Annotated in this window: 23 protein-coding genes; 15 read left to right on the top strand and 8 right to left on the bottom strand. The window is 40.3% G+C overall.

Features of this window, described 5'->3' with window-relative positions:
• Positions 1–142 precede the first annotated feature (142 nt).
• The 4 genes from B3E92_RS22985 to cysM all read left to right on the top strand — a co-directional run bounded on the left by B3E92_RS22985 (position 143) and on the right by cysM (position 3110).
• Positions 143–940, top strand: a complete 798-nt coding sequence (locus B3E92_RS22985) for a HipA family kinase (RefSeq protein WP_075991212.1) — start codon at positions 143–145, stop codon at positions 938–940.
• Complete coding sequence (locus tag B3E92_RS22980) at positions 918–1301, top strand: DUF3037 domain-containing protein (RefSeq protein ID WP_075991213.1); 384 nt, start codon at positions 918–920, stop codon at positions 1299–1301. Before B3E92_RS22985 ends, B3E92_RS22980 begins: the two co-directional genes overlap by 23 nt.
• Before the next feature lie 121 nt (positions 1302–1422).
• A complete protein-coding gene (locus B3E92_RS22975) occupies positions 1423–2232 on the top strand; it encodes a serine O-acetyltransferase (protein WP_075991214.1) in 810 nt (269 codons plus the stop codon).
• Between the two features lie 5 nt (positions 2233–2237).
• Positions 2238–3110: a cysteine synthase CysM gene (gene cysM / locus B3E92_RS22970; protein WP_145328170.1), complete on the top strand. Its 873-nt coding sequence runs from the start codon at positions 2238–2240 to the stop codon at positions 3108–3110.
• 76 nt (positions 3111–3186) lie between these two features.
• Here cysM and B3E92_RS22965 read toward each other — a convergent pair whose 3' ends face one another.
• Positions 3187–3546 (bottom strand): bleomycin resistance protein, encoded by a 360-nt coding sequence (locus B3E92_RS22965; protein WP_120335287.1) that lies wholly within the window; start codon positions 3544–3546, stop codon positions 3187–3189.
• A 245-nt stretch (positions 3547–3791) separates the two neighbouring features.
• Between B3E92_RS22965 and B3E92_RS22960 the strand changes: the two genes are divergently transcribed.
• Positions 3792–4766: a YeiH family protein gene (locus B3E92_RS22960; RefSeq protein WP_286898430.1), complete on the top strand. Its 975-nt coding sequence runs from the start codon at positions 3792–3794 to the stop codon at positions 4764–4766.
• Here the strand turns inward: B3E92_RS22960 and B3E92_RS22955 are convergent.
• From B3E92_RS22955 to B3E92_RS22945, 3 genes are all read right to left on the bottom strand, one after another.
• Entirely contained in the window at positions 4763–5227 is a 465-nt protein-coding gene (locus tag B3E92_RS22955; RefSeq protein ID WP_070564741.1) for a GNAT family N-acetyltransferase, read from the bottom strand. The two genes, B3E92_RS22960 and B3E92_RS22955, sit on opposite strands and share 4 nt — an antisense overlap.
• A gap of 40 nt (positions 5228–5267) precedes the next feature.
• Positions 5268–5726, bottom strand: coding sequence for a MaoC family dehydratase (locus B3E92_RS22950; protein ID WP_046673910.1), 459 nt, complete (start codon positions 5724–5726; stop codon positions 5268–5270).
• Between the two features lie 158 nt (positions 5727–5884).
• Positions 5885–6328 carry an SRPBCC domain-containing protein gene (locus B3E92_RS22945; protein WP_070564744.1) on the bottom strand — a complete coding sequence of 148 codons (444 nt, stop codon included), beginning with the start codon at positions 6326–6328 and terminating at the stop codon, positions 5885–5887.
• A 179-nt stretch (positions 6329–6507) separates the two neighbouring features.
• Here B3E92_RS22945 and B3E92_RS22940 point away from each other — a divergent pair, with 179 nt between their 5' ends.
• From B3E92_RS22940 to B3E92_RS22905, 8 genes are all read left to right on the top strand, one after another.
• Positions 6508–7314 (top strand): alpha/beta hydrolase, encoded by an 807-nt coding sequence (locus B3E92_RS22940; protein WP_046673912.1) that lies wholly within the window; start codon positions 6508–6510, stop codon positions 7312–7314.
• A 145-nt stretch (positions 7315–7459) separates the two neighbouring features.
• Positions 7460–7864, top strand: a complete 405-nt coding sequence (locus B3E92_RS22935; protein WP_046673913.1) for a hypothetical protein — start codon at positions 7460–7462, stop codon at positions 7862–7864.
• 175 nt (positions 7865–8039) lie between these two features.
• Positions 8040–8921, top strand: a complete 882-nt coding sequence (locus B3E92_RS22930) for a DUF3347 domain-containing protein (protein WP_201639687.1) — start codon at positions 8040–8042, stop codon at positions 8919–8921.
• Between the two features lie 11 nt (positions 8922–8932).
• Positions 8933–9364, top strand: coding sequence for a hypothetical protein (locus B3E92_RS22925; protein WP_201639686.1), 432 nt, complete (start codon positions 8933–8935; stop codon positions 9362–9364).
• Between the two features lie 12 nt (positions 9365–9376).
• Positions 9377–9649, top strand: coding sequence for a hypothetical protein (locus B3E92_RS22920; protein WP_070564756.1), 273 nt, complete (start codon positions 9377–9379; stop codon positions 9647–9649).
• 8 nt (positions 9650–9657) lie between these two features.
• Entirely contained in the window at positions 9658–10038 is a 381-nt protein-coding gene (locus B3E92_RS22915; RefSeq protein ID WP_286898429.1) for a DUF3347 domain-containing protein, read from the top strand.
• A gap of 4 nt (positions 10039–10042) precedes the next feature.
• On the top strand, positions 10043–10507 hold the full coding sequence (locus B3E92_RS22910) for a DUF2231 domain-containing protein (RefSeq protein ID WP_201639684.1): 465 nt from the start codon (positions 10043–10045) through the stop codon (positions 10505–10507).
• A 52-nt stretch (positions 10508–10559) separates the two neighbouring features.
• On the top strand, positions 10560–12794 hold the full coding sequence (locus B3E92_RS22905; RefSeq protein ID WP_313418319.1) for a multicopper oxidase family protein: 2235 nt from the start codon (positions 10560–10562) through the stop codon (positions 12792–12794).
• Between the two features lie 479 nt (positions 12795–13273).
• Here the strand turns inward: B3E92_RS22905 and B3E92_RS22900 are convergent, their stop codons facing one another.
• Together B3E92_RS22900 and B3E92_RS22895 are read right to left on the bottom strand one after the other, a co-directional pair.
• Positions 13274–14272, bottom strand: a complete 999-nt coding sequence (locus tag B3E92_RS22900; RefSeq protein WP_046673918.1) for a beta-ketoacyl-ACP synthase III — start codon at positions 14270–14272, stop codon at positions 13274–13276.
• Between the two features lie 300 nt (positions 14273–14572).
• Entirely contained in the window at positions 14573–16009 is a 1437-nt protein-coding gene (locus tag B3E92_RS22895) for a PLP-dependent aminotransferase family protein (RefSeq protein WP_201639683.1), read from the bottom strand.
• Between the two features lie 218 nt (positions 16010–16227).
• Here B3E92_RS22895 and B3E92_RS22890 point away from each other — a divergent pair, with 218 nt between their 5' ends.
• On the top strand, positions 16228–17385 hold the full coding sequence (locus tag B3E92_RS22890; RefSeq protein WP_201639682.1) for an aspartate aminotransferase family protein: 1158 nt from the start codon (positions 16228–16230) through the stop codon (positions 17383–17385).
• A gap of 128 nt (positions 17386–17513) precedes the next feature.
• Positions 17514–17936, top strand: a complete 423-nt coding sequence (locus B3E92_RS22885) for an NUDIX hydrolase (RefSeq protein WP_070564777.1) — start codon at positions 17514–17516, stop codon at positions 17934–17936.
• A 15-nt stretch (positions 17937–17951) separates the two neighbouring features.
• Here the strand turns inward: B3E92_RS22885 and B3E92_RS22880 are convergent, their stop codons facing one another.
• The gene (locus tag B3E92_RS22880) at positions 17952–18479 is read right to left on the bottom strand and encodes a hypothetical protein (protein ID WP_201639681.1); all 528 of its coding nucleotides are present in this window, start codon (positions 18477–18479) and stop codon (positions 17952–17954) included.
• Between the two features lie 218 nt (positions 18480–18697).
• Positions 18698–21589, bottom strand: a complete 2892-nt coding sequence (locus tag B3E92_RS22875) for an AsmA-like C-terminal region-containing protein (RefSeq protein ID WP_201639680.1) — start codon at positions 21587–21589, stop codon at positions 18698–18700.
• Between the last annotated feature and the right edge of the window lie 62 nt (positions 21590–21651).

Raw genomic sequence — 21651 nt, 5'->3', positions numbered from 1 at the left:
GGGGCAACAGCATCGTGCAAGTGCATGGCGTGAATTTCTCGTTTCCCATATCCTCAAACGTTTAAATAGCGGTAACTTTAGATAAGTTTGATCAGTTTGCAAGGTGTATTGCCAACTTTGAAGATAGTAAAAATATAAATTCATGGATTTTCAACAACCTGTTATTAGAGAAGTAGAGATCATCCGATATGTTCAGCCATTTCGGGAAGGGGGGTCTTTACCCGCATTAGTCGATGCCGATGATGGCTTTAGTTATGTTATAAAATTTAGAGGGGCAGGTCAGGGACGAAAAGCATTGATTGCGGAATTGATCGGTGGAGAGCTGGCGAGATTGCTCAAATTAAGAGTTCCCGAAATTGTATTTGCGGAGTTGAACGAATCCTTTGGCCGTACAGAACCCGATGAAGAAATTCAGGATCTGCTCAAATTTAGTGTGGGCAAAAATCTGGGACTTCATTTTCTGAGTGGAGCAATCACATTTGACGCGAATGTCGATGCTATCGGCGCGGAGGAAGCATCGAAAATTGTTTGGTTAGATTCACTCTTGATGAATGTAGACCGTACTGTGCGGAATACAAATATGCTGATATGGCATAAAGAACTTTGGTTGATAGATCACGGCGCTTCCTTATATTTTCATCACAGTTGGGATAATTGGGAAGAACAATCCCTAAAACCATTTGTTCAGATTAAAGATCACGTACTGCTCAAAAATGCAAGTATGGTGGAGAAAATAGATCAGGAATACCGTTCCGTTTTTACGGAGGCGGTATTTCGCGGAATATTGGCGGTGGTACCCGATGAATGGCTGGAAGATGCCGAACGTGAGCTCTCTGCAGCCGATGCGCGCGAAGTGTATGTTTCTTTCCTGAAACGGCGTGTAGCCAATTCATCCATTTTTGTAAAACAAATAGAAGATGCCAGAAAAGACCGTATATGAGTATGCTGTGGTACGTTTGATACCACGGGTGGAGCGAGAGGAATTTATCAATGTAGGCGTAGCTCTTTATTGTCGTAAGTATCGTTTTGCGAAGATGGTTTATCTTGTTAATGAACAGAAGGTACGGTCGCTTTGTCCGGATATTGAATTGGAATTGATCGAAAATCATCTTTCATCTTTCCAACGAATCTGCCACGGCGAAAAAGATGCCGGCAAACTTGCTGCACTGGATATCACCGAACGCTTTCGATGGCTGACCGCAAAGCGGAGTACCCTGATTCAATGTTCGGCATCACATCCCGGATTATGTGAGGACCCCGAAGCAACATTGAAGGAGCTGTTTGAGCGTCTGGTTCTGTAAATTAAAAGATGTGCACCCTTGATCATGGGACAATACGTGATGGTCAAAGGGGCTAAGTTTTGATAATAAGGCTTAATCTATCAATATTGTATAGTATATTTGTTTTAATAAACTAGTGAAGATGCATGATTTTTATCAACATATCTATGAACAGCAACTTGCTGTTCTAGAAATGCCTTCTAACAAGAAGATCTGTGGCTGGGCTATCCGAATTGTGGATGTGCTCTTCCCCGAACGAAATTCTAGCGAGATGAAATCGGTCGATGATGTGAAGCTCGCTTTTGAACAATTTGAATTAGAACTGGAGCAACTCCTGAGCAAATCCAAAGCTTGTCAAAGCTGCAATCACTCAGAAGTAGCGCACAAGTTTTTTGAACGGATTCCACAGCTTTATGAATTGATGTGCTGGGATGCAGACGCATTGATGGATGGGGATCCAGCAGCACAGAATAAAAGAGAAGTCGTACGTACTTATCCCGGTTTCTTTGCCATCTGTATCTTCCGAATGGCCAATGAACTGCATCGCTTGGGTGTTCCTTTGATACCGCGCATATTGACGGAACATGCCCATTCTAAAACAGGTATTGATATCCATCCCGGAGCAACGATAGGCCATCATCTGCATATTGATCATGGCACCGGATTAGTCATCGGTGAAACCTGCACCATTGGTAATTACGTGAAGCTTTATCAGGGTGTAACCTTGGGCGCGCTGAGTGTTGATAAGGTGTTTTCCAATGTAAAACGCCACCCGACAATCGGTGATCATGTCATTATCTATTCAGGGGCCACCATCCTCGGCGGTGAAACACACATCGGCCATCATTCGGTCATTGGCGGGAATGTTTGGTTGACAAGTTCTGTAGAGCCTTATACCACCGTATATCATCAGGCCACATCAAAATTTATAGATTCGAAACCAATAATATAGATACCATGGGAAATATCATAGATACCATAGGAAATACGCCTTTAGTCGAGATAACACAATTTCATACAAATCCCAAGGTGCGGATATTTGCGAAAATGGAGGGGAATAATCCTGCTGGTTCGGTGAAAGATCGTGCGGCACTAAATATGATCCGCTCGGCGATGGAGCGCGGTGACATTACAAAAGATAGCAAATTGATTGAGGCAACGAGTGGAAATACCGGAATCGCACTGGCTATGATTGCAGGTATATATGGACTTAACCTTGAGCTTGTGATGCCGGCTTCTTCAACACGGGAGCGAACACTTACGATGGAGGCTTATGGCGCTAAAGTCACCTTATTGGAATCCATGGAAATATGCCGCGATTATGCAGAAGAAAAGGCCAAAAAAGAAGGTTATTTTATATTGAATCAATTTGCAAATCCGGATAATTATGAAGCACATATAAAGACAACAGGACCTGAGATCTGGCGCGATACAGACGGAAAGATTACACATTTTGTAAGCGCTATGGGCACTACAGGTACAATTATGGGAAACTCCATCTATCTGAAGGAGAAAAATGCAGCTATTCAGATTGTAGGTTGCCAGCCTACTCCGGAATCCTCGATACCAGGTATACGGCGTTGGCCCGAAGCGTATCTACCCAAGATTTTTGATCCGAGCAGGGTAGATCGTGTCATCGATATATCCCAACAGGAAGCAACCGAGTTTGCGCGGGAGCTTGTCAAGCGCGAAGGTGTTTTTGCCGGAATGAGTACCGGTGGAGCTTTTGCCGGAGCACTTAAAATTGCAAATGAAATCGAAGCAGGCCTTATTGTCTTTATTGCCTGTGACCGAGGTGATCGTTATTTGAGTTCAGACCTTTTTGGCTAAGAACCCATACGAACAATACCAAGCCCACCACAGATCTTCGCTTATTTTTAGCAATCTTTAGTGGGCTTTTCAATGTTTAAGCATCGGCGCCAAAGGTTAGTAGATTGCTGTCGGGATCTAAAATCGAAAACTCACGCTGACCCCAGGGCTTCATCTCAAGTTTACCATTGGGATGGATCTCAACGTTATTTTCTTGAAAAGATTGATACAGACAATCAATATCGTCTGTGCGTATATAAACCATACCATAATTTTCTTCGGGTGGAAGTTCTTGGAATTCAAAAAAATGAATTTCAATATGGTCCTTTTTTAGCATCAGGTAACCGTCGTAATCGACTGGTCCACATAATGAAAATCCAAGTTTATGTAGATAAAAATCCTTTGTGATGGTTTTGTTGCGCATGGGCAGTTTGGGATGAATGGCTGTCAGTTTCATCGGTATATAATTATTAAGTCGAGTTTAATCCATATGTTTAGTAACCTATTTGAAATATAATCATTTATCGTAATATTTTAATGTTCTAACAATAAGGATTATTTCATTTTTATAACGTATTCTTTAGCTATTTTGGCTAAAATGTAGTTGTTTGTTATAACCAATTGTTATGACTCATTTATAATTGTGTATTTTAAAATAATTGAGAGTTATTCAATTTTGTACCAAATCAATGTATCATTGTCATGGACAAAAAAATAAATACGACAATTCGTTATAAGCAGCTACTCAATCGAAAGGTCTCCGTTCGGGAAATCATTTTTATGCTCTTATTTGTATTATGTCTTACCCCATTTGTTTCAGCTCCGCTTGCCTTACTTTTGGGTATTATTGTGGCACAATGGATCGGTCATCCCTTCCTGGCAGTCAACCACAGGGCAACACAGATTTTGTTACAGATTTCTGTCGTTGGACTTGGCTTTGGAATGAATATCGATACGGCTATCCAAACGGGTAAGCAAGGGTTTGTGTTAACCGTTATTTCTATTCTCGGAACATTATCATTGGGCTATCTATTGGGTAGGTTACTCAAGTTGGAAAAGGTAACCGCTTATTTGATTTCTGTCGGCACTGCCATTTGTGGTGGAAGTGCTATTGCGGCGGTTTCACCAACTATAAAAGCCAATGAGAAGCAAGTAAGCGTGGCGCTAGGGACCATATTTGTACTGAATGCCATTGCTTTATTTGTATTTCCTGTTGTCGGTCATTTGCTTGATCTCAGCCAGACGCAATTTGGTTTATGGTGTGCGGTTGCTATACAGGATACCAGTTCTGTCGTTGGTGCAGCGAGTAAGTATGGTAATGAAGCACTACAGGTCGCGACAACCGTAAAATTAACTAGAGCTTTATGGATTATTCCGATCGCCTGTTTAAGTGCTGTAGCATTCAAGACCAAAGGGACGAGCATTAAAATACCATATTTTATTGGTCTATTTGTATTGGCGGTTATCTTAACAAGTTATATCCCTTTTTTTCAGCATATAGGAGACTATGTCGTCTATATTTCAAAGATGGGGCTTACCTTAACTTTGTTTTTAATTGGAGCAAGTTTGTCTAGGGAGGTTTTGTTGGCAGTAGGTTTTAAAGCAATACTACAAGGAGTAGTGCTGTGGTTGGGATTATCAATACCAGTACTCATCTATATCTATTTTTGTCTCTAGGGATTTAACGTATACCGCAGCATAATCATATCTTTCAACAACTGGCCATTTTCATAAATAGGCAGCTCATAATTTTCAATGAAAAAATCTTTACGGATGGCGTATTTAAAAAAGCCATTTCGTTCATAAAAGCGAATTTGGGCCAGGCCACAATCTGCAGTACCTACAATCAGGTTCGGGTATTGCCGGTAGTTTTCCTTGATAAAATCAAGTAGTTGACTTCCGAGCCCCATACCTTGAAACTCGGGTGATACGGCAATGTTTTTAATTTCTAATGTCTCTGTATTGACCGGATACAAACAGAAAACAGCGATCGGTTTTACCGATTCATAGACAACATAAACCAGCGATTCATAGAGGTATTTGTCGATTGCATGAATGGTTTCGTCTGCCAAAAGCAACAAATCATAAGGATATTCCTTATGATTTGTAACAAGTTTTATTTGAAAGCTATTGCGCATGTATAAGAATTCGCTAATGGCCTATAGTCTAAGGTTGGAATTAATTGAAATGATATAAAAAGATGACATCACCCACATAAGCTGGTTTTGCACTGTCTTTGATTTTCAATGTAGCTTCGATGGTAACTTTGACAACCCCTCTCAAATTGACAACCGATTTTACTTGTGTATGGAGCTGTACAGCATTGTCAACCAAAACGGGTTGTGCAAAACGTAAGTTTTCAATCCCATAATTGATTTCCATTTTGACATTTCTTACTTCAGCAATTTGTTTCCATAAATAAGGAATGAGGGACAAGGTCAGATAGCCATGAGCAATAGTCGATTTGAAAGGACTATCAGTTTTGGCCTTTTCACTATCTAAATGAATCCATTGGTGGTCAAGGGTTGCATCCGCAAATTGATTAATTTGTTTTTGATCAATAACATGCCATTGGGATTCGCCTAATGATTTTCCTTCAAAGGCTTTGTACTCTTCATAATTGTTAATTATTGTCATATGTAATCTTTTTATCGCGTTTTGTTGGTATCGTTCTCCGCTTTCTATGAAGAAGGGGGAGACGAATTAGTGGCTAAATATAACTATACTTTTAAGAATCCTAAGCATATCCTTTATTTAAAAGATGATCGCATGAAAAGACAAGCTAAGCTCAATCGTCATTCATGCGATTGCCCGAGCTGTGTCGTTGCATAGGTGTTTTCAACGTAGGATCTGAAATTTTCGAGTATGGCCTGCCATCCATTACGTTGCATATCAATAGGATTTTCCGTTTCTGCATCAAAAATTATCGTGATATCCGTAGCAGACTTTTTTGCATTGAAGTTGATTTCAACATGACGACCATCAGGCATAACATAGGCTATTTTTTTAAAGGGTTCAAGCGCGGTATAGCTGCCTTCAAAATCAAAGCCCATAGATCCATCTTTTGCCTCCATTCGGTTTTTGAACTTTCCGCCAATACGTAAATCATTGATCGAACTTGTACAGTGCCAGTCATCTGAAGCATGATTCCATTGCATGATATCCTCGGCCGAGTTATAGGCATTCCAGATCGTTTCTACGCGTACGTTGATATGGGTTTCAATCTTTATCCGTTCCATATAATGTTATGATGTTTTCTAAGTTAATAACAGGAAAATTTGTGTTTTGTTATATCTGTTGCCAGATAATTATCAATATATAATAAAAAGTGTAAAGTTGAAACTTATTTTAACGCAACCAAATGGTTTTGATGGAGTTTTGTTAACTTTAAGCTATTTAATACTTAAATCCGATTTATATGTCTTCCAAATTGCTTGTTATCTTCTTTTTTCTGCTTTCACCGAGTTTGATGTTTGCGCAGCACTATAAAACGACAACCGACGTTGCCTATTGTAGACCAGATGAACCAGATTCTTATAAGAAAGAACGTTGTAAATTGGATATTTATATACCGACTGATCGTAAAAATTTTGCTACCATCGTATGGTTTCATGGCGGCGGACTAGAGGAGGGAAATAAATTTATTCCACTTGAACTTAAAGAAAAAGGTGTAGCGGTTATAGCAGTCAATTATCGGCTAAGCCCCAGAGCGAAAGCGCCGAGCTATATCGAAGATGCTGCTGAGGCTGTTGCATGGACATTTTCACATATTGCAAACTATGGCGGAGATCCCTCAAAAATTTATGTGTCGGGACATTCAGCAGGCGGATATTTGGCTTTAATGGTTGGTTTGGATAAGCATTACCTGCAAAAATTTGGTGTTGATGCAAATAATATAAAAGGGCTGGCACCGATTAGTGGGCAAACAAATACGCATTACACGATTAAAAAGGAACGTGGGCAATCCATGGTGATCCCCCAGATTGATCATTTTGCACCGCTTTCGTTCGCACGGAAAGATGCACCGCCAATTCTCCTGATCACTGGGGATCAACAATTGGAAATGGCGGCACGGTTTGAAGAAAACGCCCATTTGGCAGCGGTCTTAAAACAGGTAGGGCATACCAGAACCTCGTTGTATCAGCTACAGGGGTTTGATCATGGGGGAGTGTATGCGCCTGGTTGCCTGTTGATACTGAACTGGATCAAAGGACTCGAAAAGTAGTTTTTATGCGGCCAGGCCGAGAATCGGAAATACAGCAAATCAAAATATTATAAATAAAATAAAAAATATTACAATTGTACATTCGAAAATTCTACCGAAATTTATCTCCAAAGTAGCACATCTCTACTTTTCAAATTAATCCGTTATGTGGGCAAAACGTAATATCGTATTTATAATCTGTATGCTGGGGCTTTTCTTAGCACCGTATAGGTTATTTGCCTGCCACGAACCGTCCGAAAAGCCAAAACAGGAAGAAAAATCATGTTGCCTTGATGAAAGACAACAGGTAAAGGACGTCGAAACAGCAGATTGTTGTAAAGATGAAAGAGCTGAATCACCAAAATCAGATCATCATGCGGATGACTGTGGTAAACATTGTGGCGAAAAATCATGCCGTACCTCTCTGCAATGTAATCCTATTGTTTCAGTGATCGAAGCTCAGCTTATTTTACCCTTATATGCTGATGCATCAAGCGCTTATGCGCGCTATAAACAGCCTTATTGCGCTGATGCCTATTTTTCCATTTGGCAGCCTCCTCAGATCGCCTAGTGTTAGACTGATAGCCCATGCTATGTCTTTTTGGATCGGTTTCTCTATCCAAAGCCCCGTTTTATTTTAGCTTATGAAAATCCCTTTGGATCTATCGGATTCAATACGCAAATACAGTAAATCGCTGTAGAAGGGTTTTTCGTCGGTATTCTTTTATATACTACATATGATAATCATGAGATTAATGTCATTACTTGGTTTGGTAATCCCTGTATTACTATCCACCCAACATACACATGCACAAATTAAAAATGCAAAGACAGCGACTGTAAAGATTTTTGGAAATACACCGGCTGTTAAAACGATCATTGAAAAAGAAGGTCGGGACGGACAATTTGCGAAAGTTGACTGGAATCAGGCAACCAAACTGGCGGTTGTTACCTACGACTCGTCAAAAACAAGCGCGGATGAGGTTCTTAAGCGCATTGCATTGGCAGGGTTCGACAATGAAAAATTTCTGGCTCCAGATGATGCTTATGTTCAATTGGCAAAAGCTGAACAATATGAACGAGTCCTAAAACCAGCATTAAAAAATGATACTGAACAGCAGGTCGATCATACGAATCATCGTCAGGGTGTACAAACAACAATTCAGCCTTCGGTGAACTCAAAAGCAGCGGATGAAAAGACCGCATTTGCACTGTTGGCAAGTTCTTACTTTGCGCTAAAGGATGCATTGGTGAAGACAGATGCGGTGGCGGCAGCGGCTCATGCCGAGGCATTTCAAGCAGCAGTCAAAGCTGTCGATATGAATAAACTTGGCCACGATGAACATACCGTATGGATGAAGGTGATGAATAAGCTGGCAAGCGATGCGACAGGTATAACTAAAAATAAAGATGTTGCTAAGCAACGTGTGGCTTTTGCATCTCTTTCAAATGCGTTGTATGAGCTGCTGAAGGTGAGTAAATTGGACGGACCTATTTATTATCAACATTGCCCCATGTTTAATGAAGGCAAGGGAGCACATTGGTTAAGTAAGGAGAGTGCCGTGAAAAACCCGTTCTTTGGTGCGCAAATGATTAGTTGTGGAAGTACAGTAGAAACGTTAAACTAATCGCCTGTGTTATGAATTATTTCTTAGCTATCCTATCGGTTGTTGTATTGTCTTTAACGGCCTGTAGCGGTTCACAAACAAATACCAAAGCTGAAGATCAAATAGCTTCGACTGATCCGGCGATCAGTTTGCCTGTACCGTCAGTTCAATATAAATTGGGTGATCTCGTCCCTACAGCACAAGTTTGCATGGTGAATGATGCTTTTATGGGGAAAAAACAATTGCTGGTCAGGCACGAGGGTGAGGATTATTATGGTTGCTGTGAAATGTGTAAAAAGCGCATACCGCAAGAAGCTGCGGTACGTGTAGCCATCGATCCTTTTTCAAAAAAAGAAGTGGATAAGGCGACGGCTTCCATTGCAATTACCGGCGATCAAGGGGAAGTTTCCTATTTTGAAAACGAAACAAACTATCGAAATTATATTAAAAATCTAAACCTATAAATACACGTAATTATGAAAAAGTTTATGCTAATTGTGGCGATCGCATTGATATTCGTTGCATGCAACAATTCAACATCGAAAAATACACATGCAGATCATACGGTCCCTGTTGCTGCGGATACTGCAACGACGAATGTTGACAAAAGCAAAGGCGATAGCGCTTTGACTAAAGAGGCTGCCAGAGTAAATAATACAGCTGCAAAAATAGAACCATCGGCGGGGAAAGTTGATGTAACAGCAGCTAGCAATCCTTTGCAGGCTTATACAGCGCCTATTTCGCGCTGAAAGATGCATTGGTTAAGGATAATGGCGCGGCTGCACAGACAGCAGCGAAAGGAATACAGGCTGCCATTGCAAAACTTAATAACGAGCAATTAGATGCTGTTCAAGGAAAACTTTGGAAGGAATACCAACGGAAATTGGCTTTCGATACAGAGCATATTGCTGGGATTACGGAAAATGAACATCAGCGAGAGCACTTTGTGACCCTTTCCAAAAATACGTATGTGTTGATGAAATCTGTCAAACCTGAAGCTCCAGTCTATTATCAGCATTGTCCGATGTATCGTGATGGAAAAGGAGCCAATTGGTTGAGTACACAAAAGAAAATTGAAAATCCTTATTTAGGTCAATCAATGGCCACCTGTGGATCTATCGTAGAAACAATACATTAATACAATGAAAAGCTTATTCGAAGGACTGCCCAGCTTACACCCGCTATTGGTACATTTTCCGATTGTGCTCTTGCTGATGGCCTTGATTAGTCATATAGGTGCCTTATTGTTAAAAAAACATCGACGTCCTTTCACTGTGCTGACTTTCGGATTGTTATTACTGGGAACACTTGGAGCTCTTGCTGCAATTCAGACCGCAACCCATATTTCAGGCGATGCAGATGAAAAGGCCCTCGCGGTTTTTGAGATCCATCAACGTTTTGCCTGGATCAGCTTTTGGATTGCAAGTAGCACTACAGTCCTGCATTTTGTTGGATTGCGAAAAGATACAAGTGCTTGGATAAACTATTTGATATTGATTTTGTTGATCAGTTTATCGGTGACACTATTTATCACAGGGCATCACGGTGCTAGACTGGTCTACCAATATGGCGTAGGACCGATGGGAAATGGAATACTAATGAATTAAATGAATGAACATGTATAAAAAGAGTAATATATTAACGGTTGTCTTACTATTGATGACACAACTGACAGTGCTGGCCCAGAAGGTGGTTCGTCATGACCTTTATGTACGGGATACCATTGTCAATTATGCCGGCAAATCAAAACGGGCAATAGCTGTAAACGGACAGATTCCAATGCCGACCCTGACTTTTACTGAAGGAGATACGGCGGAAATTGTTGTTCACAATGAGTTAAAGGAAAGTACTTCGCTGCACTGGCACGGTATTTTTCTGCCGAACAAAGAAGACGGTGTGCCACACCTGACGCAGGAACCTATAAAGCCGAATTCGACTTATACCTATCGTTTTCCGATAATTCAACACGGTACACATTGGTATCACTCGCATTCGGGCCTCCAGGAACAGATCGGTATGTATGGTAGCCTTATTCTCAACAAGCGTGCAGATGATAAGACTTTCCGAAAAGGAATTGATGATTTACCCACGATTCCGGTCATATTAAGTGAATGGACAAATTATAACCCCGATAACATTCAGCGAATGCTACACACGGCCAACGATTGGGCCGCGATAAAAAAAGGGTCTACACAATCGTACGTCGAAGCAATTAAAGAAGGGAAGTTTAAGACGAAAGTCACGAATGAATGGAAACGTCAGCTGGCGATGGATGTCAGTGATGTCTATTATGATAAGGTGTTGATGAACGGGGCTCATTCCACGGATTTAAAGTCGGTGAATGGTAAAGCTTTGAAAGCAGGAGATAAAGTGCGTTTACGAATTTCCAATGGCGGTGCTTCGTCTTATTTTTGGCTGCGCTATGCAGGTGGCAAAATTACCGTTGTTGCCAATGATGGGAATGATGTGGTTCCGGTGGAGGTCGATCGATTAATGATTGCGGTATCGGAGACTTATGATGTCGTTGTAACCATACCAAATGAAGGTACAGCTTACGAATTCATGGCAACAACAGAAGATCGAACACAATCTGCCAGTTATTTTGTCGGAAATGGTATTAAACAATTGATTTCCCCGCTTCCCCGCCTTAAATATTTTGAGGGCATGAAGATGATGAACGATATGATGAAGATGAATGGTGATCTCAATGATATGGGCATGAAGATGAGCCTGAACCAGATGGATATGAATGTGGTGATGTATCCCGAAATCACAGGTGATGGAAAGAAAAAAGAAGATCACAGTAAACATAGCGGTATGAATCATGGACAAATGAACATGGACGAAGATCCCAATCGTTATAATGCCAATGCATTAGGCGATATTGTCACGCTCAACTATGCGATGCTGGAGTCTCCTCAAGCTACTGAACTACCTAAAGAAGCGCCGATACGAGATCTCAAATTTACCCTTACGGGAAATATGAGCCGTTATGTATGGAGCATGGACAATAAAATTCTTTCTGAAACGGATAAGATACCTGTAAAAAAGGGCGAGGTATTGCGCATTACCATCTATAATAACTCAATGATGCGTCATCCAATACATCTGCATGGCTTTGACTTTAGATTGTTAAATGGAAAAGGATCAAAAGCGCCGTTGAAAAATGTGGTGGATATCATGCCCATGGAGACGGATACGATCGAATTCTTAGCGAATGAAGAAGGAGACTGGTTTTTTCATTGCCATATCCTGTATCATATGATGGCGGGGATGAACCGCGTTTTTGCTGTGGACGATTATAAAAATCCCTATCTTCCAGATAAAGCTAAAGCCTATAAGGAGTTGCAGATGGAAAGTAATATGACTCATTTCATGGCGCAAAATGATTTCGCTACCAATGGAAATGACGGTCAGGCAATGTTTCAGAATGCACGCTGGCAGCTTGGTTCAGAATGGCGTTTGGGGTATAATGATATGCACGGTTATGAAGTGGAAACCCACTTGGGTAGATACTTTGGGAAGATGCAATGGTTTATGCCATTTGTCGGTTTTGATTATCGTTATCGTCGAATGGGTGAGGATGAACATGAGAAAAATATTTTTGGACAGGCCAATAAAAAAGATAGTCGCAAAGCTTTAAGTCTGGGTTTTATGTATACTTTACCCATGTTGGTCAATTTTCAGGCAGAGGTGTATCACGATGGAATTGTGCGATTGCAGCTTATGCGTGAGGATATCCCGATCGCTAGAAGGATCCGTGGCGATTTTATGGTCAACTCAGACCTTGAATATATGGCTGGACTAAATTATGTCATCACCAAAAATATGGCTTTTAGAACACATTATGATAGCGATATGGGCTTTGGTGTGGGCTTGTCATTAAATTATTAAAAACGTAGATTTTATATTGGATTTTTAAAGGGGGCTTTGCATCGCAAAGCCCCTTTTTTTTGTGCTATAAAAAGAGTGGATAAGTGGCGTACTGTTTATGAAATAATCCTGATTTTATTGGTAGATTATTGGGAGATAAATCGGACTTTAGCCGCGTTCATCCGAATGAGGTCCCTATAAGGTCCGAATAAGGTCCCTATAAACTCCCTATTATTGAATATAAAAATAACTTGTTATGTAAGCCTTGTCTACAATGTATTTTCATGTTTTGCCCTTCGGGTTATCGCTAGCTTAGTGCTTTCCCCGCTAGCGTATTCCTTTCTCCGCTACTCTGCCTATAAAAGGAAGATAGATCAATTCTTATTGGGGGATGGCGAATCTGGTTTTGGTAGATGGAAAGAAAGAAAAACGCCAGAAAAGGTTTATTCCTGGCGTTTTATACTAGTGTGAATTTTATGACGACTAAAGTTTTTGATCGCTTAAATCATCCATTTAAATATGCTGGCTCCCCAAGAGAAACCTGCACCAAAGGCGGTTAACATGACTAAATCACCGGTATTTAATTTTTTAATATTCTGCCAGATACACAACGGGATCGTGGCAGCAATGGTATTTCCTAGGTATTCGATATTACTTAATGCTCTGTCTTCTGGTATATTCAGACTACGCCCAACGGCATCAATGATGCGCTGATTAGCCTGATGTGGAATTAACCAGTTGATATCTTCAATCTGTAGGTTGTTGCGTTGTAAAACCGTATTACAGGCGTCGCTCATAGACTGAACAGCATGTCTAAATACAGTTTTGCCATCTTGTTTCAGGAATCTGTTGTCGTTGACAGGAAGATTACTGTCGATTGGATACAAAGAACCGCCGGCTTCGATTTTTAAGAATTCTTTTCCCGCGCCATTGCTACATAGATAGGCATCCATAATTCCACCTTCCAAAGATGGCTCAAGCCATATCACACCAGCGCCATCACCAAAAAGAATATTGGTCGAACGATCTTTTAAATCGACATAAGTACTGATGTTGTCAGCACCGACTACGAGTACATTTTTATAACGGCCTGTCTCAACGAGAGCTGAAGCCATGTCTAAGGCATATAAAAACCCAGAGCAAGCAGCGTTGACATCAAAAGCCCAAACATTGGTAAGACCTAATTTTTCTAAAATGATATTTGCTGTTGCCGGCATTGGCATATCGGGTGTAGAAGTCGCTACAATTAATGCATCTACATCGTTCAGATTTTTATGATATTGTGTTGCCAAATCTTGTATAGCTTTTACAGCCATGTCTGATGTGGCAAGATTTTCTTCTAAAATTCTCCGCTCCTTAATACCTGTACGTTTGATAATCCATTCATCGGATGTATCGCAAAACTGCTCCAAATCTGTATTTGATCTCTTATTCGGTGGAATATATCCGCCAATACCAGTAATTGCTGCATACGGCCTGCTGGGTATTCTCTCAGTCATAAATTAATGTACTCTATTCTCTCTCTTATTATAGCTATCCTATTAGGAATGACTCGTGTGTTTTTTGCGCCGTAAAACTACGGTTAATTTATGCGATTAATAAGCGAAAAAAATGATTTATGGCAAAAAATTACGTTTTGCCAACACTTTTAACTGTTTTTTACATATTGTCTATACTAATCTTTTAATCGGTCTTTATGATGCGGAATTAAATATTGAATGCGCCTGTTTTTACGAAATATTAATCTAACTATGTTCGTCCAATTCGCAAAATAGTCTAGTTGCTTTTTGTGTTTCAAATCATCGGAAGGAGCGTTTCGCCTGTTCCAAAAGTTCAGCTAAAATGATGATTCCTTCCTCGATCAATTCCTCAGATAAGGATCCATAACCAAGTCGTATTCCACCAAAAATATTTTCTCTGCTGTAGTTTTCGGGATGCGGTATATGGACTGATCTTTCCCTTAATTTTTGGGATAAAAATGCCCAGTCGATCTGATGTTTAAATGATAGCCAAACCGCCAATCCTCCTTGTGGAGAAGTATAGCTCACATGATCCTGCAGATATTTGTCTACTTGGGCGATCATGAAATCACGTTTCTTTTTGTAAAGCAGCGTTGCTTTTCGGATATGTCTACGAATTGTTCCATCCTGAATGAGTTCCAGGACAGCTTGCTCCATAATATTGTCACCTTGTATATCGATGATGTAGCGAAGTTCGGTAACCTGCTGGAGTAGCTGCTCGTTTCTTGTCGCCAGATAACCGATACGGAGTGCTGGTGCAACAACTTTGCTGAGTGTACCAATGTAAACAGTATTGATCAGTTCCTGCTGTGAAGCGAGTGGGTAATAGGGCGCTTGTTCAAAATGAAATTCGTAATCGTAATCGTCCTCAATGATCGTGAAGTTATGTTGGTTGGATAATGCTATTAATTGTGATCTCCGTTCTTTGCTTAAGGTCACAGTGGTTGGATATTGTCGATGTGGAGTAAGATACAGTGCCCTAATATTGCTTTTTTTCAATAAATGTGGGAGAAGTTCATCAACGATAAGACCATCGGTATCGACAGGGATAGGAATCAATCGCGCACCAGCTTTTTCAAAGATTTTCCAGGCTGAATGGTATCCAGGGGACTCCACAAAGATATAATCATCGTGCCGTAATAGGCATTGGGCGACCAGGTACATGGCCATTTGACTTCCACGACTGATGCATAGGTTATTTTTATCAATGTGCATGTTGCGCTCGATGTTGAGCATATTGGCGATTTCTTCCCGAAAATCAAGATGTCCTCGGGGATCGGCATAGCCCATCATTTTCCAACGTGCGCTGCGTTTAAAAATTTGACGATAGGCCCGTCCGAGCTGTTCTATCGGGGCAATCTTGCTGTCTGGATTACCATCATCGAATATAATACGTGTGGGGGCTTGATGATCAGATAATTCGATCTTTTGTGCAACATATAGGTTAGAGCCATAAGGTAATTGAGCCGCTACAAATATACCTCTACGTGCCTGACTAACCAGCCAGCCTTCGCTCAACAGCAACTGTATGGCATCAATTACCGTGTTTCGGTTTAATTTTAGTTGGGCTGCAAGAGATCTGCTACTGGGTAAGGCCGTTCCTTTCGCCAATCGACCAGATTGTATATCAGCAGCAATGTTATCCGCTATTTGGATGTAAATCGCTTTTGAAGAGGATCTGTCAATATCTATCGTTAAATTCCAAGGTCTAAGCATGAGGCTATTGTATCGGGTAATTGTTCAAATATACAATTGTTCTGCAGGATTAAAATACATCGGATAGATGATGCATGATCAGTGCTGCGCTATTCTATTTAAGATGAGTTATTTTGTTTATTGTACGTGACGGCTGGACTAGGAATAAATAACCATCTTGGACTAGGAATGAAAGGAGATTTAAGTTGATTTTTGAGTTTTACTAATCGAAGTCATTCATGAAACCATTTCCCGTTTTTGAGAAAGTTGATATTGCGATCGAACGAGCCCTTGGTTGCTTTGTTTATGATAAACAGCAGCAGGCCTATTTAGATCTATATGGTGGTCATGCCGTTATTTCTGTTGGGCATAGCCATCCGCATGTTGTTGAAGAAACTATACAACAGATGAATAAGATCGGATTTTATTCAAATGCAGTTACAAACGATCTTCAGGATCGTTTGGCCGAGCGTTTGGGCAGTGCCTGTGGTTATCCTACATATGCTGTTTTTTACAGTAATTCGGGGGCCGAAGCAAATGAAAATGCACTGAAGTTAGCTTCGTTCCATACGGGAAGGAGGAAAGTATTGGCGATGTCAAATGCGTTTCATGGGAGAACCTCAGCCGCGGTTTCGGCAACGGATATCCGGTCGATTCGTGCACCATTAAATGACAGTGAACAATTTGTCTTTACACCCTTTAACGAGATCTCCAGTTTGAAAAAACAATTGGAAACCGAAGAATACTGCGCTGTAATCATTGAACCTATTCAAGGTGTCGGGGGGATTCATCGGGCAAGTCCTAGTTTCTTACAGGAAGTAAGAGCAATCTGCACGAAAACTGGGACTATGCTTATTTTGGATGAAATTCAATGCGGGTATGGGCGCACGGGACGTTTCTTTGCACATCAGCATGCTGGGATAGAAGCCGATTTAATTACGGTGGCCAAAGGGATTGCAAATGGCCTCCCGATGGGGGCGACAATTATTTCGCCTAAAATAAAGCCGGTCACGGGGCAATTGGGCACTACTTTTGGCGGTAGTCATGTGGTTTGCGCGGCGGCACTGGCTGTACTTGATGTCATCCAAAAAGAGCAATTGATTGATAATGCCGCAGCTGTAGGTGAATTTCTGTTGAGAGAATTAAGAAAAATTCATGGCGTAAGTGAAGTGAGGGGGCAAGGATTGATGATTGGCGTAGAGTTTGAAAACGATATTCAACACCTACGGGAAGAACTTTTGTTTTCTGAAAAGATTTTTACAGGATATGCAGGACGCTATACCCTCCGCCTATTACCGCCGCTCTGTTTCACCATGAATCACGCGGAGACATTTTTGAAGAGTCTACGGAAGCTTGTGCATAAAGAGAAACTAGCCGATGATGTTTCGGTATATTGATTGGACCCGCTGTATTGATTTTTTGCGAAGTTTTAACGAAGGATTCTCCAGATGAGCTGTTGCGCTTTGATAAATGTTGTAAAAGAAGTAATTTCACATCTAGCGTATTTAATCAGTAATAGCGTATAATGGATTTCAAGACAACAAAAAAATATTTGCCTACAGCGGGTTTAGTGAGTATTAAGGAAGATAAATTATTATTGGCGTATAGCAACAATAGAAAGGCATGGTATCTGCCAGGTGGGAAGATTGATGCAGGGGAGGAAGCCCTGCAGTCCCTACGTCGCGAGATTTTGGAGGAGTTGAATATCAATCTGGATCCGGATAAAATCTCGTATTATTGCCATGTAACAGCTCCGGCGTACGGGCTTGTGCCAGAGGTTATCATGGAACAGGATTGTTTTCTGTACCCATTAACAGAGCAGATCGAACCCAGTAATGAGATTGGCGCCGTTCGTTATTTTTCACACCAAGAGTACCAGAAAGAACCTATCCAGGTCATTGGCGTTTTGCATGTGTTTGACAAGTTGAAGGCTGACGGATTGATTTAAAAAATCCTGTCGCCGCTAGATGCCATAGCCTTCATTGAGGCAGCTGATACCCTTTGTGTCTTTTAAAGGAATAATTTTTTGGCTTTTGGTATCCATTCGCCATCCCTTGACGATTTTGTCGAAATATTCTTTGCTTTCATCGACCCGGCTAATCGCTATAATTTCGCTGTCTGGTTTGTCACCTTGCTTGCAGTTGCATAAGCTGAGTTGCTCGTTGGACTTCAGTTTTTGAATATTGATGGTATCCAAAATCTTATATTTGACTTTACCTTTGCTATCATCGGGTAACAATTCCTCTAAAATACAAACACCATTTTTGGCATTTGTAAAATAGCCGGCAGCAAAGCGAAAGTCTCCTTGGGTATTCTTGTCGGTTTCAATAAGTGCACCAGTTGTATATGTATAAGATTTTAATTCAGCAATTTCATTGATCTCACGGAATACTTTCCCATATAAGGGATTTTTCTGGTCGTTAACGGTCTTGAAACTGGACCAACTGCAAATGGATAGCATTGCAATGGGTATAATTAGTATATATCTCATGGTTTTCAAAAATTAAAAACGTTGTTTAAGTTAACAAATCTTTCTGTTATATTAAACAACGTTTTTACTGCAGCACTATTGTGTTGACAGACTTTACTAGAACTTATTGCGAGTTTATTTAGCCTGTGATTCTTGCGTCTTTTGAGATTCTTTATATACTTTGTTGTCCTCGTCATCCATTTCCATGTCGAGATCTTCTTCTTTGTATTTTCCCATTTTTAAGTGAAAGTTATCTGGAGTGCCCGTAATTCGCATAGGTATCCCAAAGATTCCAAAAGGAGAGATTGACTAATTCCATTAAGTAACTTGAAGCCTCTGAATTTAATTTGATTCAGTGTTAGGGATCCATCGCCGACGATGGAGGGCATTACTGGTTGCATATTGCCATTCAATAAACCACCCAATTTATAATCCAATGAAACCAGGCCATAAGCATTTTTGGCAGAGCTAACCATTTCTCTGAATAGCGGTATCTCTTTGTAAGCGCGTTGAATATCAAAGCTGTCAGCTTTCACAGCATAATCAAAACTTGCTCTACGTGGATTTATAGGACGATAGCTTCCGTTCATATCTACTTTCAGTCCCGCTAGTTCAAAGTTTGTCTTATGAAGAATCATCTTACCGTCTTTTACCTGTAGGTCACCTTTGAAGTCTTTGATATTCATTTTATTATATGCTATGGCATTGACAAGCCCCAAGACCTGAACGTCCAAATTTTTAGGCAGAAGAACTACACCACTTTCCGAAGAGCTTGCAGTCGTCGATGTGGCCGGAGAAGCAAAAACCATAAAATCATCCACATTGATTTTCTTGCTGCTGAGTGTAAATTGCCCCTTTAACGGTGCTTGACTACTTGTTGCATAATTAATAATGTTGTTGAGATATCCTTTGATGGAAATATCATTCTTCGCATAGGCTACCAAGAATTTATCGAAATTCATTTTCTCCTGATAAAAACTGAAGTTCCCACTTCTAATTGCAATAGGCTGTGGAAGCATGTCGGACTGAACCTGGATGTTTCCAATACTTAACTGACCACTATTTTGGAGTCGGTTATAATGACCATTGGTGGCATCGCTCTGTAAACCTTTTAAACTGAAATCCGTATAGATAAAACCATCGACATTGGTACCATCTAATGCAAAGAGTTTATAAATAGGGCCGAGATTAAGCTTACCCTTGGATTGTATGCTGTACTTGATATTATTGAAGTTCTTGAGGTCTGCATTCAAGAAAAATGGTTCGCCAGCAAATGTAAATGATACCGGTAGGATTTTGACATTCAGATCTCGAAGTGAGCCTTTTTCGCTATTGACAAAAGCTTCGACCTGAATATTTTCCATCGGGATAGGATAATCATTTGACTTGATCAAGCCATTCTTCATCACGATGGATGTATTGGTTTCGGGAAAAATGTTTCGTTTGAGATCCACATAACCTTTTGCCATAAGGTTGACATCCACCAACCCTGCCAATTCAACTTGTTTAATGGGATAGAAATTTTTGATATCTGCTAAATTAAATGAAGCTTTTAAATCCGAGTTGACCGCAATTTTATTAAAATCTGTTATTGAAATAAAACCCTTTATATAGTTGTTAAGCGCCTGAACAGAAATATCATGGATTGCTATTGATGCACTTTTTAATTGGCCATCGGGATCCTTTGCTTCCAGACGATAAGCAATTTTGTCCAACCCCTGTGGGAGGTTCGCCAATTTGAATTTACCATCGACGAGTGTATTTTTGATATCAAAAGTAGGAATGGATGCAATGTATTCCTGTTCGCGTTTTTGAAGTCCTACCTTACGAATAGCTTTGGCGTATGTTCCGTCGATTTTTGCGTAAAGATTCCATTTTCCACCAAATGAAAAGTCTGGGAATTGTAGGGATTCATTGAGTTTACCGAGATCAAGATCACTTTTTATGTTGGCATGCACGGTTACAGGGTGTAAACCCGCAATGTTGCCCTGTGCATTGAAATAGCCTGAAGCAACTTTAAAGTCAAATTGTTTCAGATCAATTTGTAGTGAGTCTGGATTCAGTGCCGGCAGGTCTATCCGTAATTTTGCATTCCAGTCTGTTAGCGGATTGGTGGATTGTTTATACGCGAGAAAGCCATTGTTGACCATGAGTCCAAGGGAAAGATTAGGCATTTTGTTGTTGTCGACAATATAGTCTCCTTCTAAATTGACAAAAACCTCCGATGTACCTTTCACGGAGAGGTCCTTGATCCAAGAAGCGTAGCTATTTGGGACTAATGAAAGTAATTCGGCCAAGGTGCTTTCCTGTGATTTTAATTTGAAATCCAGGTGATAACCATGGGAGATAAAAGACAACAACCCACGGAAACGAACCGGTAATTGATTTATTTTAATATCATTTCGTTCGAAGACGAAAGATAAATTATTGGTATTGATCCGTGTTAGCAAATTGGCATCGATCGACTTTTTGTCCACATACAATTCATTGTCAAAGGAAAGTGAAAAGGATGCAATTTTTGCACGTGTGTTCAAGTCAAAGATATTTGACATCAGATCTCCCTTACCCTCATATTCCAGATCTTTTGCCTCTATCTGTAGCGGAATGGAGCGATCTTCATAATGGAGATTTGTTTTTTCAAGTTTAATCAGTTGGAAGGCTAAAGCACTGCTTTCGGAATTGTCTTGTGTTTTTGTAGCATCAGCGGAGCTAGATTTATAAATATTGTAATTGGCATTTCCCAAAGAATCAACCAGGATATTGATCTTCCCGCTGTTAACGATAAACTTGTCGATTACAATTTTAGATTTGAGAAGACTCATAAGGTCCACGCCAAAACTGACTTTTTTTGCAGCGAGCAGCGTGTCGTTTTTGAAAGGTTCGGCCCCTTTTAGTAAGACATCATCCATCGATGCAGTAAGCAAAGGGAATTGATCAAAGAAGGTTAATCTTACTTTGGAATAATTTAATTCACCTGTAATGTGCTCGTTTACGAGCGATTTGACCTTGCTGTTTACTTCATTTTCGAATATATAAGGAATAGATAATATGCTGATAACGAGTAGTACGGCGATGCTTGTAAAAACGATAGCGATACGTTTCACAACTTTTATAAATGTTGCTTTTGACACTTTGGAATTTTTTGTGGTTACAAAAAACAGAAAATTATTATTAATCTCAGTTATGTGATGCA

This window comes from Sphingobacterium sp. UBA6317 (assembly GCF_002440385.1).
In the GTDB taxonomy this organism is placed as follows: Bacteria; Bacteroidota; Bacteroidia; order Sphingobacteriales; family Sphingobacteriaceae; genus Sphingobacterium; species Sphingobacterium multivorum.
This window is presented reverse-complemented; position numbering and strand designations above follow the sequence as displayed.

What these genes read in the sequence shown, in the direction of transcription:
- B3E92_RS22985 (WP_075991212.1), top strand. Translation starts at nt 143, where the DNA reads ATGGATTTTCAACAACCTGTTATTAGAGAAGTAGAGATCATCCGATAT.
- B3E92_RS22980 (WP_075991213.1), top strand. Translation starts at nt 918, where the DNA reads ATGCCAGAAAAGACCGTATATGAGTATGCTGTGGTACGTTTGATACCA.
- B3E92_RS22975 (WP_075991214.1), top strand. Translation starts at nt 1,423, where the DNA reads ATGCATGATTTTTATCAACATATCTATGAACAGCAACTTGCTGTTCTA.
- cysM (WP_145328170.1), top strand. Translation starts at nt 2,238, where the DNA reads ATGGGAAATATCATAGATACCATAGGAAATACGCCTTTAGTCGAGATA.
- B3E92_RS22965 (WP_120335287.1), bottom strand. Translation starts at nt 3,546, where the DNA reads ATGAAACTGACAGCCATTCATCCCAAACTGCCCATGCGCAACAAAACC.
- B3E92_RS22960 (WP_286898430.1), top strand. Translation starts at nt 3,792, where the DNA reads ATGGACAAAAAAATAAATACGACAATTCGTTATAAGCAGCTACTCAAT.
- B3E92_RS22955 (WP_070564741.1), bottom strand. Translation starts at nt 5,227, where the DNA reads ATGCGCAATAGCTTTCAAATAAAACTTGTTACAAATCATAAGGAATAT.
- B3E92_RS22950 (WP_046673910.1), bottom strand. Translation starts at nt 5,726, where the DNA reads ATGACAATAATTAACAATTATGAAGAGTACAAAGCCTTTGAAGGAAAA.
- B3E92_RS22945 (WP_070564744.1), bottom strand. Translation starts at nt 6,328, where the DNA reads ATGGAACGGATAAAGATTGAAACCCATATCAACGTACGCGTAGAAACG.
- B3E92_RS22940 (WP_046673912.1), top strand. Translation starts at nt 6,508, where the DNA reads ATGTCTTCCAAATTGCTTGTTATCTTCTTTTTTCTGCTTTCACCGAGT.
- B3E92_RS22935 (WP_046673913.1), top strand. Translation starts at nt 7,460, where the DNA reads ATGTGGGCAAAACGTAATATCGTATTTATAATCTGTATGCTGGGGCTT.
- B3E92_RS22930 (WP_201639687.1), top strand. Translation starts at nt 8,040, where the DNA reads ATGAGATTAATGTCATTACTTGGTTTGGTAATCCCTGTATTACTATCC.
- B3E92_RS22925 (WP_201639686.1), top strand. Translation starts at nt 8,933, where the DNA reads ATGAATTATTTCTTAGCTATCCTATCGGTTGTTGTATTGTCTTTAACG.
- B3E92_RS22920 (WP_070564756.1), top strand. Translation starts at nt 9,377, where the DNA reads ATGAAAAAGTTTATGCTAATTGTGGCGATCGCATTGATATTCGTTGCA.
- B3E92_RS22910 (WP_201639684.1), top strand. Translation starts at nt 10,043, where the DNA reads ATGAAAAGCTTATTCGAAGGACTGCCCAGCTTACACCCGCTATTGGTA.
- B3E92_RS22905 (WP_313418319.1), top strand. Translation starts at nt 10,560, where the DNA reads ATGACACAACTGACAGTGCTGGCCCAGAAGGTGGTTCGTCATGACCTT.
- B3E92_RS22900 (WP_046673918.1), bottom strand. Translation starts at nt 14,272, where the DNA reads ATGACTGAGAGAATACCCAGCAGGCCGTATGCAGCAATTACTGGTATT.
- B3E92_RS22895 (WP_201639683.1), bottom strand. Translation starts at nt 16,009, where the DNA reads ATGCTTAGACCTTGGAATTTAACGATAGATATTGACAGATCCTCTTCA.
- B3E92_RS22890 (WP_201639682.1), top strand. Translation starts at nt 16,228, where the DNA reads ATGAAACCATTTCCCGTTTTTGAGAAAGTTGATATTGCGATCGAACGA.
- B3E92_RS22885 (WP_070564777.1), top strand. Translation starts at nt 17,514, where the DNA reads ATGGATTTCAAGACAACAAAAAAATATTTGCCTACAGCGGGTTTAGTG.
- B3E92_RS22880 (WP_201639681.1), bottom strand. Translation starts at nt 18,479, where the DNA reads ATGAGATATATACTAATTATACCCATTGCAATGCTATCCATTTGCAGT.